Origin of the sequence: Paraburkholderia sp. Ac-20347 (genome assembly GCF_017104805.1) — a bacterium.
In the GTDB taxonomy this organism is placed as follows: Bacteria; Pseudomonadota; Gammaproteobacteria; order Burkholderiales; family Burkholderiaceae; genus Paraburkholderia; species Paraburkholderia tropica.
In genome coordinates, this window is record NZ_JAAGPN010000023.1 from 43,426 (window position 1) to 58,215 (window position 14,790).

General features: G+C 59.0%; 11 protein-coding genes and 1 pseudogene. 7 read left to right on the forward strand and 5 right to left on the reverse strand.

The window, feature by feature from the left end:
* Positions 1–2 precede the first annotated feature (2 nt).
* From G3N97_RS07100 to G3N97_RS07130, 7 genes and pseudogenes are all read left to right on the forward strand, one after another.
* Complete coding sequence (locus G3N97_RS07100) at positions 3–2,525, forward strand: pyruvate, phosphate dikinase (RefSeq protein ID WP_205992587.1); 2,523 nt, start codon at positions 3–5, stop codon at positions 2,523–2,525.
* 190 nt (positions 2,526–2,715) lie between these two features.
* Complete coding sequence (locus G3N97_RS07105; protein ID WP_241030440.1) at positions 2,716–3,825, forward strand: NAD(P)-dependent alcohol dehydrogenase; 1,110 nt, start codon at positions 2,716–2,718, stop codon at positions 3,823–3,825.
* Positions 3,826–3,870: 45 nt separating this feature from the next.
* Entirely contained in the window at positions 3,871–5,325 is a 1,455-nt protein-coding gene (locus G3N97_RS07110; protein WP_205992588.1) for an aldehyde dehydrogenase family protein, read from the forward strand.
* Between the two features lie 53 nt (positions 5,326–5,378).
* On the forward strand, positions 5,379–6,914 hold the full coding sequence (locus tag G3N97_RS07115; protein WP_205992589.1) for a long-chain fatty acid--CoA ligase: 1,536 nt from the start codon (positions 5,379–5,381) through the stop codon (positions 6,912–6,914).
* A 314-nt stretch (positions 6,915–7,228) separates the two neighbouring features.
* Entirely contained in the window at positions 7,229–8,275 is a 1,047-nt protein-coding gene (locus G3N97_RS07120) for a porin (RefSeq protein ID WP_241030441.1), read from the forward strand.
* Positions 8,276–8,648: 373 nt separating this feature from the next.
* Positions 8,649–9,043, forward strand: a pseudogene (locus G3N97_RS07125) (carboxyl transferase domain-containing protein); the annotation flags it as partial.
* A gap of 384 nt (positions 9,044–9,427) precedes the next feature.
* Entirely contained in the window at positions 9,428–9,994 is a 567-nt protein-coding gene (locus G3N97_RS07130) for a hypothetical protein (RefSeq protein WP_205992590.1), read from the forward strand.
* Between the two features lie 18 nt (positions 9,995–10,012).
* Here the strand turns inward: G3N97_RS07130 and G3N97_RS07135 are convergent, their stop codons facing one another.
* From G3N97_RS07135 to G3N97_RS07155, 5 genes are all read right to left on the reverse strand, one after another.
* Positions 10,013–10,765 carry an acyl-homoserine-lactone synthase gene (locus tag G3N97_RS07135; RefSeq protein WP_205992591.1) on the reverse strand — a complete coding sequence of 251 codons (753 nt, stop codon included), beginning with the start codon at positions 10,763–10,765 and terminating at the stop codon, positions 10,013–10,015.
* A 164-nt stretch (positions 10,766–10,929) separates the two neighbouring features.
* Positions 10,930–11,718, reverse strand: coding sequence for a LuxR family transcriptional regulator (locus G3N97_RS07140; protein ID WP_205992592.1), 789 nt, complete (start codon positions 11,716–11,718; stop codon positions 10,930–10,932).
* 325 nt (positions 11,719–12,043) lie between these two features.
* Positions 12,044–12,970 carry a 3-oxoacyl-[acyl-carrier-protein] synthase III C-terminal domain-containing protein gene (locus G3N97_RS07145; protein ID WP_205992593.1) on the reverse strand — a complete coding sequence of 309 codons (927 nt, stop codon included), beginning with the start codon at positions 12,968–12,970 and terminating at the stop codon, positions 12,044–12,046.
* Positions 12,967–14,028: a 3-oxoacyl-ACP synthase gene (locus G3N97_RS07150; protein ID WP_205992594.1), complete on the reverse strand. Its 1,062-nt coding sequence runs from the start codon at positions 14,026–14,028 to the stop codon at positions 12,967–12,969. The genes G3N97_RS07145 and G3N97_RS07150 overlap by 4 nt, the downstream gene beginning before the upstream one ends.
* Positions 14,025–14,633: a GNAT family protein gene (locus G3N97_RS07155; RefSeq protein ID WP_205992595.1), complete on the reverse strand. Its 609-nt coding sequence runs from the start codon at positions 14,631–14,633 to the stop codon at positions 14,025–14,027. Before G3N97_RS07155 ends, G3N97_RS07150 begins: the two co-directional genes overlap by 4 nt.
* Between the last annotated feature and the right edge of the window lie 157 nt (positions 14,634–14,790).

Sequence of the window (14,790 nt, forward strand, 5' to 3'; positions counted from 1 at the left end):
AAATGGCAGCTATCAAGTACCTCTGGGATGTCGATACCATTGACGCGTCGGACACGGCGCGTTTCGGTGGCAAGGCTAGCGGGCTGGCAAGGATGCGGCAGATGGGGCTGCCCGTCCCACCAGCAGTCGTGATCAGCACCGACGCCTTCAAGGCGTTTCATGAGAACGGCGGTCAGTTGCCTGCGTCGCTTGGCGATGAAATCGATACCGCGATTCATTTGCTCGAGCAGCGTACGGGCAAGGTGTTCTGTGGCCGCGGTGTGCCGTTACTGTTGTCTGTGCGCTCGGGTGCAAAGATCAGCATGCCAGGCATGATGGACACCATCCTGAATCTTGGTCTCGACGCCTCGTCTGCGGCGAATTTTTCGACTTCATCGGGGAACCGCGAGTTCGTCGGCGACACGTGGCTGCGATTCTGGTCGATGTATGCTGACACAGTTCTCGGTGTCGACGCCGAGTCCATCATCCCCCGATTCGAGGAAGCCATCGCCGCGCCAAATCGAACGGTGACGGATGCCTTCGCAGAGGTCGAGGCGGAGCTACTATCAGCGATTGAGGCGGAAGCAGGCGAGCGTCCCTCTGCGTTGCCGCGGGAGCAACTGGCGCGAGCAGTCACGGCAGTGTTCGAGTCCTGGAACTCGTCGCGTGCAAAGGCGTACCGGAAGCACCACGGTATCCCTGACGATCTGGGCACCGCAGTGGTGATTCAGGCCATGGTGTTCGGCAATCTCGATGACGAGTCGGGCACTGGAGTCGCGTTCACGCGTGACCCCATGACCGGCGAGAGAAAGTTATTCGGCGAATACCTGGCGGGTCATCAGGGAGAGGATCTGGTCGCCGGCACGAAGACGCCTGATTCGCTCGGCAGTCCATCTCCCGCCGTCACCCGCATTGCCGAAGAGGTCCGTTTGGTCGGCGATCAGCTGGAGGCAATGTACAAGGATGCGCTCGACATCGAATTTACGGTGGAACGTGGCAAGCTGCATCTGCTCCAGGTGCGTGCTGCAAAGCGCACGGCCGCCGCTGCGGTCCGGATCGCGGTTGAGATGGCTGAGGAGGGCCTCATCGATCATGAGACGGCGCTGCGCAGGGTGACAGACGACCAGTTGCGCCAGCTCGTCAGGCCCGGCTTTGTCCCAGAGGACCTGGAGACAGCGAACACAAACGGTAGCCTTCTGATCGAAGGCGTCGGCGCATCGCCCGGTCACTCAACCGGTGTGGCTGTGCTCGACGGCGACCGCGCCGTGGAGCGTGCTGCAGCGGGCGACAATGTCATTCTCGTTCGTCCGACGACGAGCCCGCTCGATGTGCGCGGGATGTTGCACTCGCAAGGCATAGTGACGGCTCGCGGCGGATCGGCCAGTCACGCGGCCGTCGTCGCGCGCGCGCTTGATAAGCCCTGCGTCGTCGGGTGCGGTGCGCTAGAGGTCGATGAGGAAGCTCGAACGTTCAAGGTGGGCGCGCGCGAACTTCAGGAGGGCGATGTCCTGTCCGTCGATGGGAAAACAGGCCGCATCTACGTCGGGGCAATAGCGCTGGACGACACGGGCGCGTCGAATCCGTACCTCAACAAGTTGCTGCGCTGGGCTGAGGAATCGTCCGGCGTCTCGGTTTGGGCATCCGCCCGCATGACGGGTGAACTCGCCGGCATCGCCAAACGCCATCCGGCTGGCGTTGGTATTGTCCCCATTGTTGATCTGCTGATCGGAAGTGGCCAGGCTGAAGGGCTGATTGACGCGGTGCAAGCGCTCAGTGTGAACGTCGCAGCACCAGCATCCCGGGTCGAAGCACGATTCCAGGACTCGGTAGTCTCCGCATGTACGGGGCTCCTGTCGGCATCGCCCGAAAAGCCTGTTGCGGTGCGCTTGCCCAGACTCAGCGGATCGCGCGCACGACACATGGTCGACGGATGGGCATCGATCGAGCCGCGTCTGCTGCTGCCTCTAGGGGCGCCCCGACTCACGAACGCGCTGGTCAAGGCGATTGCAACTGCAGCTGGCGAAACCGGACACACCTCCGTAACGGTCGTTTTGCCCGCAGCTTCTGACGTGCGGGAAATCATCGCATTCAAAAAGGCTGTTGATGCAATACCAGGGGTAAAGGCAGGGGTCCTCGTCCAGAACGCAGCATTGCTATCCGAGCTGTCGGGTTCGGCGGTCGAGGAGGGTGTGGATATCTGGATTGACGTACCAGAGCTGGTTCGTACGTTCCACGGGTGGCCCGATGAAATGTCGTTCTCTGCCGAGGTAATCGACGAATACGAGGTTGCGGGAAATCTAACGTGTTCGCCTCTAAGCACGTTGAAAGGATTTCTGCTGTCGTGCCTCGCTCAACTGGCGGTCGCCGCGCGCGAACGTGCATGGTCAATCGTACTTGACCTCGGGGCATCTCCCGCAAGCGGTGTGGTCGACGAGCTCTACGGTTTGGGATACCGGCAATTCTCTGTCCCGGCCGAGCGAATCGAGCCGTTGAGACTGAAGCTCGGTCACGCTGCCAGTAGCAACGCAGAACAAACAGATAGCTGATCAGGTATGAAGCGCGTCTATCCCCAACGCGCTTCCTCCTTTTAAGCCGTTTACCGCCCTTCGAGGGGCGAAAGATTTCGGGATTAACTGCGCAATAACTGAGGAATACTGGTCAAATAATTGAGGAGACGACATCCATCTCGCCACGCGTAAGCCTCGAGATGAGATGCCACTATATTAGGAGGAAACCATGGAAATCAAGGCAGCTGTCGTCAACGAAAAGTCGGGCTCCTTCAGCATCGAGACGGTCAGTCTGGACGATCCGCGTCCTGACGAGGTACTGGTCAGAATCGTTGGGTCTGGCGTGTGCCACACCGACCTCGTTGTGCGCGACCAGTACGTGCCGATACCACTCCCCATCGTGCTCGGGCATGAGGGCGCGGGGGTCATCGAGTCTGTCGGACGAGACGTTACGCGATTCAGGAAAGGCGACCGCGTCGTACTTTCGTACCATTCCTGCGGACACTGCCCGAGTTGCGAAGAAGGCGAGCCCGCATACTGCGACCACCTGATGCCAAACAATTTCAGTGGACGTCGACTCGATGGGTCGGCTTCAGTGAGAAAGGGAGGCGTTGACATCAGTGCAAATTTCTTTCAGCAGTCGTCGTTCGCGACGTACGCGCTTGCTACTGACCGCAATGTCGTGAAGGTCCCCGACTCGGTCTCACTCGACCTGCTTCCGTTATATGGTCCGTTCGGATGTGGCATTCAGACTGGTGCCGGAGCAGTGCTGAACACGCTTAATCCTCGCGCGGGAACATCCATCGTCGTTTTCGGCGCGGGTTCGGTCGGCCTGTCCGCTGTGATGGCCGCTCGTCTCGCCAGTTGTACGACTATCGTCGCGGTGGATCTTAACCCGTCGCGACTCGAACTGGCCCTGAAACTTGGCGCCACACATGCGATCAACGCGAAGGCAGACGACCCGGTCGAATTCGTGAAATCCGTGACGCAAGGGCGCGGCGCAGACTACTCGCTGGAGACGACAGCGCTGCCACGCGTGCTTCGGCAGGCTGTTGAATGTCTTCACGCGCGAGGCGTGTGCGGCTCGATCGGATTGCCTCCGGCGGGCACAGAAGTCACGTTGGACATGCTGTCCATTCTTTTTGGCCGGACGCTGAAAGGCATTATCGAGGGCGACAGCGTGCCTGGGATTTTCATCAACCGTCTCATTGAATTGCACCAACAGGGCCGGTTCCCTGTCGAGAAGATCATGACGCACTATCGCTTCGACGAAATCAACAAGGCGGTTGCCGAGACCGAAGAGGGGCACGCGATCAAGGCGGTCCTTCATATGGAATAGCGAGTCGTCTGCGCTGCTCTGCATCCACAATACCCGGAGACACGAATGAAGGCAGAAAACGCAGTTTGGGGAACGGCCATCCCGGTGAGCGACTTTGCGATGTCCATCAACGGACGTCGCGTCACCGCGGATGACACGGAGTTCGCGATCAATCCTGCAACGGAGCAGCCCATCGCCAGCTTTCCGCTCGCAAACCGAAAGCACCTCGATCTTGCTGTAGAGGCTGCCAACGCCGCGTTCACCTTGTGGCGCGAGACTGACATTGCGACGCGTCGAAAGGCGCTCGAGGGACTCGCCGACCAGATCGAAAAGAATTATGAAGCATTCCTGACGCTCCTGACGACAGAGCAAGGAAAGCCGCGCGCAGGTGCGGAGTGGGAAATCGGAGGCTCGATCTATTGGTTGCGTGAGATTGCGAAGCAGGCGCTTCCGGAGGAGGTCGTTCGCGACGATGGCAAGAACCGTGTTGTTACCCGCTACACGCCCATCGGCGTAATTGGCGGGATCACGCCGTGGAATTTCCCGCTACTCCTCGCTGTCTGGAAGATTGCCCCTGCTCTGATGGCGGGCAACACCATGGTTCTGAAGCCTTCGCCATTCACGCCCCTGTGTACGCTCTGGTTTGGGGAGCTCGCCCAGGAGGTCTTGCCGCCTGGCGTACTCAACGTCGTGTCGGGCGGCAACGCACTTGGTCAATGGATGACCGAACACCCTGGCATCGGCAAGATTGCGTTCACCGGATCGACCGCTACTGGCAAGCGTGTGATGCAGAGTGCCGCGTCGAACCTCAAGCGTCTCACGCTGGAGCTCGGTGGAAATGATCCGGCGATTGTGCTTCCGGACGTTAATCCGGAAGCCATCGCGAAGGAACTCTTCTGGGCCAGCTTCCAGAACAGTTCCCAGTTCTGTGTCGCGACCAAACGGCTCTACGTTCACGAAGAAATTTACGACCGCGTCGTTGGCGCGCTGGTTGATTACGCGCGGGGCGTTCAGGTTGATAACGGCTTGCTCGTCGGAAGCCAGCTGGGACCGCTGCAGAACCGGATGCAGTATGAGAAGGTCTGCAATCTCCTGGAGGACTCGGCTGCTGAAGGGCACCGCGTGCTGCTGGGTGGCGCTCCGGCAGACAAGAAGGGTTACTTCATCCCCATCACGCTGATTGACAACCCACCGGACGATTCGCGTTGCGTCGTCGAGGAAGCCTTCGGCCCCGTCCTGCCGATCCTGAAATACCGTGACGTGGAGGATGCCATCAGGCGCGCAAATGACACGGTATACGGCCTGGCTGCTTCTGTCTGGTCGGGTGACGTCGAGAAGGCAAAGGACGTTGCGCGAAGGCTTGAGGCGGGTACTGTATGGATCAACCAGATTCATGTATTCGGACCTGATATCGCATTTGGTGGTCACAAGCAGTCGGGTATGGGCATTGAAAACTCGCTGCACGGCCTCTCTGAGTACTGCAACATGCAGACGATCATGGAACGCCCGCTGACCGCCTGATGCGAAATATGGCATGCAACGCTGGCAGAAGAACAGACTACGTGGAGGAACAAATGGAGCAGTCAATCGGGGCACTTGTCGCACGTTCCGCTCGGAGATTCGGGGACAAGACTGCTATCGTCGCCGACGGAAAGACCTGGTCTTTCCGTCAACTGGACAGTATTTCCTCCAAAGTGGCACGCAGTCTGCGTGAGCGAGGCGTCGGGAAGGGATCCGTCGTGTCGCTCTATTCGCCCAATTGTGCGCAATGGGTCATCGCGTATTACGCGATTTTGAAGCTCGGTGCGGTCGTGAACCCGTTGAACCTGATGTTGACGCCTTCAGAGGCGGCATATGCAGTGAACGACTGTGGTGCCGTCGCTGTTTTTGGGTCCCTTGTGAAGCTGGTTCCGTTGCGTGACACGCTCGAGGCCGGTCGCATCAGACTGATTTCCTTTGGCGGCCCCGGGGCTTCGATCGAGAGTTTCAACGATCTGCTCACAGACGAGGAGAGTGGCTCATTCCCCATCGAGGGAATATCACCCGATGATTTGAGTACGATCGGCTATACCTCTGGGACAACCGGCCATCCGAAGGGCGCAATGCTGTCTCATCGGGCGATCCTCATGAACACGGCGATGACGTCGACCTTCCATGTCCGCACGGAGCATGACGTTGTCGTGAGCGCACTGCCGTGCTCGCACGTCTACGGCAATATCGTGATGAATAGCGCAATCGCCTGTGGCATGACGCTTGTGCTGCACGCGGTGTTTGAAGCGAAAGCGATCCTCGCGAGCATCGAGAACTACCGGGCAACGATCCTCGAGGGCGTCCCGACGATGTATATGTACCTGCTGAACTTCCCGGAGCTCGGAGAGTACGACGTTTCTTCGCTGACACGCTGTACGGTGGGCGGGCAGACAATGTCCACTTACAAGATGAAGGAGGTGGAGAGTCGGCTGGGCGCCCCATTGCTTGAACTGTGGGGGATGACCGAACTCGGAGGCCTTGGAACGACTCACTCGCTCTACGGACCACGCAGGCATGGTTCCATCGGAATTCCACTTCCATTCGTGAGTGCACGTATCGCGTCGTTGAAAGACCCGTCAGGAGTCGCACCGAACGGTGAAGTCGGCGAACTCCAGATAAAAGGCCCCGTCCCAATGATGGGCTACTTTGGTCGGCCCGAGGCAACGGCTGAAACCATCGACGCGAACGGTTGGCTGCATACGGGCGATCTTGCGCGTATGGACGATGAGGGATTCATCTTTGTAGTAGACAGAATGAAGGATATGGTCATCACCGGTGGCTACAACATCTATCCTGCAGAGCTTGAGCGGGTGCTATGCGAACACCCCGCAGTAGCCATGGCCGCAGTCGTCGGGATTCCTGATGAGACGAAGGGTGAACTGGCGAAGGCCTTTGTCGTGGGAAAGAATGGTGCCGACGTCGACATCGATGACATCTTCGAGTTCTGCAGGCAGAAGCTGGCCGCGTACAAGGTGCCACGCTTCATCGAAGTCGTCGATGACCTTCCCAAAACCAGTTCCGGAAAGATATTGAGGCGTGAACTCAGACTCAAAGAGGTGAGGCAGAAACAGCCTTCGTAGGACAGCACTGATCTATGGCTCCCCGTGCCACCGCAGTTTGACAATGCCGCGACCACTTTCGGTTGCGGCTTTTCTTTTTCGACGGCAGTTCGATCGCAGAGTAGGACAAAAAAGATCGGGAGTTACCAAACTCCAGGCTCCCGCACGGATAGAAACGGACGCCGTGATTTATCGTTGGATGACCTATCACCGCTGGTCAAGCCTGCTTATTGTCACGTCACGGACAGTTCAAAGGCGGTATGCGCGTCCGTCTTTCCGTTGGCGAACGATACGTATCCGAAAAGGTACGTGCATAAAAGAATCAGGAGACGAGCATGAGACGAATGGTATTTGCGGGTCTGCTTCTCGCGCTTAGTGCGACCGCATCCGCTCAAGGCAGTGTGACGTTGTATGGCATTCTCGATTCTGGACTACTTTATCAGAACAAGACGGCTCCGGACGGGCACAGCGGTGTTGCCTTCCTTGATGGAGCATGGCTCCCTTCGATTTACGGGCTGCGTGGGAAGGAGGACATTGGAGGGGGATATTCTGTCAATTTCAATCTTCAAGGTGGCTTTTCAACCGGTACGGGCGCGTTGGGAGACTCTAACGGTGGGATATTCGGGCGTGCGGCAACGGTTGGGGTGTCGGGTCCCTTTGGCGACGTGAAGCTGGGTGTCCAGTTCTCGCCTTTCTTTCTGGCGGTCACTGACGGCGATCCGCGGGGCATGCCACAGTTCGGCAGTCAGCTCGTGCAGTACTTTCAACAATTTGGTATTACCGGAATTTTCGATAGCAACGCCATTGTGTATACCAGCCCGAAACTGTATGGCTTCACCGGAGCACTGGAATATGCCGTAGGCGGCGTCCCCGGGGCCACCAAGAACGGTCGAAGCATGTCGGCGTCCCTCTCGTTCAGCCAGGGGCCGGTTCTGGCGAATGCTGCCTACTATACTCATGCCGATCCTCAAACTGGCGAAACTGTCGCAATCGGGAAGACCGCGGCGCTCGGCTATGCTTTCGGTCCGGTACTTGCGAAAGTGGACTGGGTCAACTATCTGAATCCGTCGTCAAGCGCGCCTCTGTCAAATGTCAACGTCTTTGGTGTCGGGGCCGTCTTTGCAGTGACCCCGGCAATCACCCTCAACGGGGGGTTCTACTACGCGGTCAACAAGGGTATGAGTGAAAACAAATCGCGCATGTTTGCTTTCGGAGCGGAATACGCACTGTCGCATCGGACTACCCTCTATTCCCAGATCGGCGTTGCCCACAACCAGGGGGCATTCCAGACTAATCTCGCCGTGCTAGCGCCAAGTTCGTTTGCTGTGCCACAGGGCACGACGACGACTGCCGTGAATATTGGGATCCGGCATACGTTCTGATGCCTTCGGGGCGCCGCTTCATTTTCCAGCCAGGTGATCCATACAAGCAAACCTCAGGAACTGAGATTGGCATCCCCGGATTACGATGAATATTTAGGATTATGAGAGAAAGAAGCTTGTCGCGATGAGCCGTTCTCACTCGCCGCCAGCTTCGGTGGCGCGTCGCGCACAGATGGCTCTCATGTCCGCCGATGGTCATCCTAATGCAGAGATTGCCGCACAGTTTGCCGCTATGCCGTTCGCAGTGACGCATTGGAGAAAGCGATTCGCCTCGGGCGCCTGGCCGGACGTCACGGTCAGCCGCGAACAGGACGACCACGTATGCATGATGTCCGCTTTCGTTGGGCAGTGGCGATGCCACGCCCGACATGCACTGCTCGACACTGGCACGCGGTTTCTGGATCTTTCGCAGCTCGTGGCCTGCAGCATGCACAACGATGGCGCGTCGGGCGCGGGCGCAGTCGCGTGTATTGGCAGCATTGCTGGCCAGGCGTGCTGGATCGTTTGCAATCACGCCACGATGAGAGGCGGCACGTCCTATCCGGTTACGCCGATGCAGAAAGTGCGCTCGCAGGAAAACAACCTGCCCTGCCTGTACCTAGTCGATTTGGATGGCGCGAATCTGCCGAACCAGGACGGGGTGTTTCCAGACCGTGATCACTTCTTCCACATCTTCTATAACCGGCCACGCTCTCTCCGCAGGGCATTCCGCAAGTCGCAGCGGTGATGGGTTCATGCGCCGCGAGCGGCGAGTATGTGTCGGCCATGGAGCGACGAGCGTGCTTTGATTGACCGTTATTCAGGAACCTTCAGCGATATCTCCTGGAGGCATAGGGGAGGTTGAATTCGCACAAGGCGTCTCAAGCCAACGCAGTTATTTCGATTGGGTATTGAAACCATACGCACACAGCACGTGGTTGCTCTATATCCATGCCGATCCCGTTACGGCATACCCAGCCTTTTTTCGCAGTTGATATTTCGTCTGAGAAAACCGAAAAAGAAGCATGGCTGAAGTCGATGACTTTGCCGCGATTAGTCATCTTGATCGATCGAAGGCGCAGATTTCAGGTGCTTTACCGTTCGTGCTCCCCGGAGGGACAGGCCTCGGCCGGAACAACGATACGGGCATGCGCATTTGCGGCGGGGAACATCATGAAAGAGCTCAATGCATGGACAGCCAGCGGCGCGAAGAGCGCTTCGCTCATGCCACCGGGGCACGTCGCTCCCGATCAACGTTTGCAGTGGGCCGAAGACGAGGTCCGTCGGCTGACAAGATGCCTGGAGATGAAGGACCGTCAACTCTGCGAACTGCGCAAGACTCTTGCGCATTCGGCGACCGTTCACTATTCGTTTGAAGATCGCCTGCAGCGTGAGCTTGATTCCCTACGGATCATGATGCCTGTGAATGGCCTCAAGCAGCATTGGGACAAGTCTGCCAGCGAACGACCGGAGGAGTGCATCGTGATGAAACTGCCCTACATGACATTGATACTGTCGGTGCTGTTTGATGTGATGTGCGCTTTCTGGACGGACTGTGATCACGACCATCTTCCAAAGTCGGCCACCGTCGCACACGCGATCGACGAGCGCTTGGGATTAAGGTCGCAACAGAATGGGGAGGCTTCACGCAGCGGTCAGGCATATGCGTCGGCGATCAGGCCGGACTGGGTGAAGGAAGCCGACAACCGGCACCGTTATCGGCCTTCATTGACGCGCTGACGCTAGGGGCGAGTCCTTTTACACAGTTGCTCGCATATGTGCCGTTTCCCCATCGAAAGGTGCGAGAGGCACGGTATCGGTGGCCCGCGCGGAGGCCGCCGCCGCTTCAACCGGATGCGATTGCGCTGGCGTGCCGGATTGAGGCCGTACGAGTTGTCCAAAGAGAGCGATCCCGCCCAGCAGCGTCACCGGATCGCCCCCTAGTCTGTTGAACGTGGCTGCGTCGAGTTCGATGGAGCACGCAACGATACTCGTACGGCTTGACCCCGTGCCGTTGCCCATATCGTGCAGGTCGAGCCCGAAGCGTCGATACAAACGCGCGACAGAGCGCGAGACGACGCCGATCACGCGTGTCGCGCCGAACGAACGAGCGAGCGCGATTGCGTATGGGAACAGGGACATACCTGCGGTCGAGTCAGTTCTATAGTCAGACAATCCTGATGATGCGAATCGCGACATCTCCCATATCGAAGGCGACGATTGTGGCGAATCACCCTGTTCCGCAAGTCCCGGAAAGACGTCACGCAGCAGATAAGGCCCGGTGGTGGGCATCAGGCGCGCACATCCACACATCACGTTTTCCGTGGACAACGCGACCAGATGAACGGTCTCGCCTCCGTCAAATTCATCCCACTCGCTCGTAGCATTGTGTGACACGCCGGGTATGTCCCAATGCAGGCGCTGAACAAAGACCTTGTGGCGAAAGCTGCCAAGTTGGGCACGGATATCCGATGGCAGGTTGTCAAGCCTGCCGGCAACGATGAATGACATGGGCTCCTCCTTGTGTTGGCGGTTGAGGTGACGCTATCAGCGCGTTTGCAGCCCTGATACTCGGAGCTTTAGGAGGGTGGCAGTGGGCATGCGCGAGCGCGCATTGATCCGCGTCGCGTACATGGCGACGGGCGGGCTGGATGGCAGAACCAGGGAAAGAGGCTTCAGGGTTTTATGAGGCCCTGTACGGTCGCCTGGACGGCAGCAGCCGTCCTGCCCCAGATGTTGAGGGCCTCCATCGCTTTCTTGACGTGGTAGTCAACGGTATAGTGAGAGCGTCCGAGAATTTCGCCAATCTCGGCCGAGGTTTTTCCGCGGGCGACCCAGGTCAGGCATTCGATCTGGCAACGGGTAAGCATGCGTGCGGCTCTTCTCGTACGGATCAGCCCGAGGCGGTGCAGTTCGAAGTTAAACTGCGCGCTAATCAGACATGCCAGCCGGGCGTTGATGGCGCTGTTGACGGACCGTGGAGGCCCAGCCAGGTTAAACAGCAGGATGCTGCCATCGGACTGATGGACCGGGATGCTGAGTCCGGCAGGTAATCCCGCGTCGCTTGCTTCGCCAAGGAACCGGTGGTCCGCTTTGGTGAGGTCAGTGATGTCGTGCCAGCGGTAGGGCGCCGACTGGAAGAAGGCTGCCCGATGAACGGGATCGATCGACGCATAATCCCGGCGCTGGTAGTGCCTTACCCACTCCTTCGGATAGTGCGATCCGATCATTTCGAGCGCCGTTTGTGGTGTGCGGGTCGACCGGGTTCGGGTAACGCGACTGATCACGTAATGCGGAAATCCAAGCTGCCCGGCCGCTTGGCCGAAAGACTCGACGAGGGAAGGGATATCGGTCGCATATGCAAGCAGCATGGCCGGTGCCAGCGCACCAGGTTGAAGACGATCCGATGTGGTTGAAGGTCTGTGCTGACCGTCTTTTGAACGGCGTCGAGAGACATGTTCCATGGGTCGCTTCCCCGGCGCTACCCCGCAGTGTCTGGAACATCAGGTGTCGCATGAAATTGTGGCCCGCGCGCAATGCGGCGCGGTTCATGTGACACGCGTTTCCGGGAGTGCAGGGCCAGTCAGAGGCCACACGCGATTGCCGCACGCTGCGGCACAGGCAACGGCCTACAGGACGCATACCATGCACCCGCCCGGGTGCATTTGACATTTATTATAGTCTGCGGATTGCCACGCGAATGCCTGCCATAGCGGTGTGCAAATTCGATGGGCTGTGCAATCTTGGCGATCGCGTGAAGCGGGAAGGAAGGTGGGGCGTGGCGTGGAACTAGTGCACCAGCAGCGCCGCCGCTGAAAATCCCCCAATGCCTCTTGCGAAAAGCAGGAGTGGCCTGCCGGTTATCAGTCCGGGACAGAGGGCGAGATTGATGAACGCGTCGCTCACGGTGACATGGCCGAAGCGCGAAAAATTTTCTGCGAACAGCCTGTCCTGCGGGATGTGAAGCGAATCAAGCAGGCGGCGCCACGCAGGGAGATCCAGATGGTGGGGCAGGATACGCTGGATGTCGTCCGGTGCGAAATGTGCCGCCTGGATTATCTGCCGGATGAGACTGCGCGCCGCAAAAAAATTCTGTGACGCCAGGCGCGATTCGTCATTCGCGAGTACCCCTCGCCAACCGAGGCCGCTGGCATGCGTCGAGACCGCGAGCAGGTGGTTGACGGCGGCGCCGCGCTCGATGAGTGCAGCAAACGCACCATCACCGAGAATCGCCTCAGATTTCATTAGCCTTTCTGATTCGAGCGGCATGGCGTCGGCACCTACCAACAGGACCCTTTGCGTGTGGGGGCGGGCGATGAATATCGCGCGAATTACCCGCAGGACTCCAAGGGCGGATGCGCAATGCTGCTGCGCGAACGAGAAGGCTTCCGCGTTGGTGAAACCGAACCGATCACAGAGCATGCCAGGTAGCGACCGTGGCGGCGGCGCAATGCTGCCTTGGAGCGTGTGCACGTAGACAAGTCCTTCCACGCTCAGGGGCTCGACACCAGAGGCAAGTAAAAGCCGCTGGATTGCGCCGGCCGCGAGCCCGATAGCCGTCTGCCCATCCGCAGTATGGTAACGATGCATCCCGGCCCGTTCCAGCTCCTGCACGGTGGCGATCTGCTGCCGGGTTCGCGCGCCCCAGTTCCGGACATCGTCGATGCGTTCGGGAAGATAGACGGCGATGTGCGGAATACCGAGATCGGGGATCATGAGAAGGGGCGGATATCGTCCTGCTGAAAGGGAGAAGATGGGCTGTGCGTTGCGAGCAATGCGGCCCCCAGGAAGCCGCCGATCCCGAAGCCCCACAGCAGCATGCGATATGTCTTGCAACAGGCGGTGCAGTCGAGTGCCTGTGCCAGGCGCACAATGGATTCGGCCGCGCCAAGATGAACCCAAGATTGGTGGCGTATCGTGTCTTTCGGCCGGTTGAGCAGGTCGCATACAACGTCCGTGAGCGACGGATCCCCGGGCTGCCCGACAACCTCCTCAATTTCGCCGTGGCTAAGGCCGTGTCGCGCGAGGAAAAAGTCGATCATCGATAGCAACGTAATTGTCCGGGCATCCGGGATGCCTGCGGTACTTCGCCCGATGTTTGCTGGAGCGCGTCGGGCTGCTGCATCGAGTAGTTGCAGCCCGTCTGTTTCCTCGTTGGCTCTTTCGACAAGCAGCGCTCCGGCGGCGTCACCGTGTGCGATGCCAGGCCCACAGATTCTGGAAAACGGTGGATACCACTTCTCCGCTGCGACGATCAGTATCGTGTGGACATCCGGTTCAGCGATGAGCAGATCGGAAGCCAGTCGCAACGCCGTGAAGGGCGACGCGCCATGCTGCTGGGATACCGAAAAGGCAAAGCAAGGCGGTCCGACTTCCGCACACAGCCGCCCGGCAACCGAGGTCGAAACATGCTCATCGGGAGTGCTGTGGCAGAACATCACGATGTCGACGGGACGTGCGCCGGGGGGGCGTACCGAACAGATTCCGTTTGCCACTTTGATGGCGAGTCCAGACAGATCCGTACCGGTTTCAACCGGCACCATGCAGGTCATGTCGGGCGTGACCTGACCGGAATGCACAGGGGGCGATCCCGTAGTCTCGTTACCTGGGCATGCCTCCAGCCAGTGTCCATAATCGGGGTGCCAGGACCGGGCCCAGGCGTCCCAGCCCGGATGCGAGGTCGCGCGCAATGACGACCCCATTGCCGTACATTGCGACAGCGGTATGGTGTCAGGCACCCAGGCCGTCACAGCGGTGATAACGGGCGTATTCATATATTGCCCCCGGCTGCTCTGGAGTTGTTGGCGAGATCGGCGGGCAGGAGGTCATAGAGTACGCGCCCAAACCGCGATCCATGCATGACATGGCAATCACGCTGCATTCCAATCAGGCGAAAGCCGATCCGTTCGAGCAGGCGTCGAGAGCGCACGTTGCAATCCACGGCCCACGCCGTGACGCAATGCGGTCGCTCGCTTTCGAACGCCTCACGCAGCAGTCGGGTGGAGGCGACAAACGTCATGTCCCGGCTGGCGGGCCGGCGCCTGTCGCGCAGGACCCAGAACGAGGCAGTGCCAAATGCATGCGCCAGGTCGCTGATGGCGACCAGACCGCTGGCGTCGTTATTGCCGATGGGGCCAAAGACGCGCAGGCGATGCCGACCGCTTTGCATCATGAACTGTACGGCGAGCACGGAAAGCGTCTGGCGTCCCTGCCCGAAATCGAACCACTGGTTGATGTCCGGTTCGGCGAGCCATGCCGCGATGTCATTCACATCGGTGCTACCGGGTTCTCGAAGCCAGCATGAACTGGACTCACGATCCGTCTGCCGGATCCGTTCAGTCTGGTGCGCAGCTGCCTGCGCCTGATCCTTGTTGTTCACGTCGAATCTCCTGCTAATGAATGCCTCATGTGTTGAGGTGCGTGCAAAACTGACCCACTTCCACTAGAAATTTGCATCGAAAACTGACCCACATGTTCAATGCCTGCTTGGACGCCAAGCAGGAGAACCGGAGTGATTACGGTGAGCATGTTGGCAA

Bases quoted from the DNA above. Each gene is read 5' to 3' on its own strand.
- G3N97_RS07150 (WP_205992594.1), bottom strand. From the start codon at position 14,028: ATGAATACGCCCGTTATCACCGCTGTGACGGCCTGGGTGCCTGACACC.
- G3N97_RS07110 (WP_205992588.1), top strand. From the start codon at position 3,871: ATGAAGGCAGAAAACGCAGTTTGGGGAACGGCCATCCCGGTGAGCGAC.
- G3N97_RS07120 (WP_241030441.1), top strand. From the start codon at position 7,229: ATGAGACGAATGGTATTTGCGGGTCTGCTTCTCGCGCTTAGTGCGACC.
- G3N97_RS07105 (WP_241030440.1), top strand. From the start codon at position 2,716: ATGGAAATCAAGGCAGCTGTCGTCAACGAAAAGTCGGGCTCCTTCAGC.
- G3N97_RS07145 (WP_205992593.1), bottom strand. From the start codon at position 12,970: ATGATCCCCGATCTCGGTATTCCGCACATCGCCGTCTATCTTCCCGAA.
- G3N97_RS07140 (WP_205992592.1), bottom strand. From the start codon at position 11,718: ATGGAACATGTCTCTCGACGCCGTTCAAAAGACGGTCAGCACAGACCT.
- G3N97_RS07100 (WP_205992587.1), top strand. From the start codon at position 3: ATGGCAGCTATCAAGTACCTCTGGGATGTCGATACCATTGACGCGTCG.
- G3N97_RS07130 (WP_205992590.1), top strand. From the start codon at position 9,428: ATGAAAGAGCTCAATGCATGGACAGCCAGCGGCGCGAAGAGCGCTTCG.
- G3N97_RS07115 (WP_205992589.1), top strand. From the start codon at position 5,379: ATGGAGCAGTCAATCGGGGCACTTGTCGCACGTTCCGCTCGGAGATTC.
- G3N97_RS07135 (WP_205992591.1), bottom strand. From the start codon at position 10,765: ATGTCATTCATCGTTGCCGGCAGGCTTGACAACCTGCCATCGGATATC.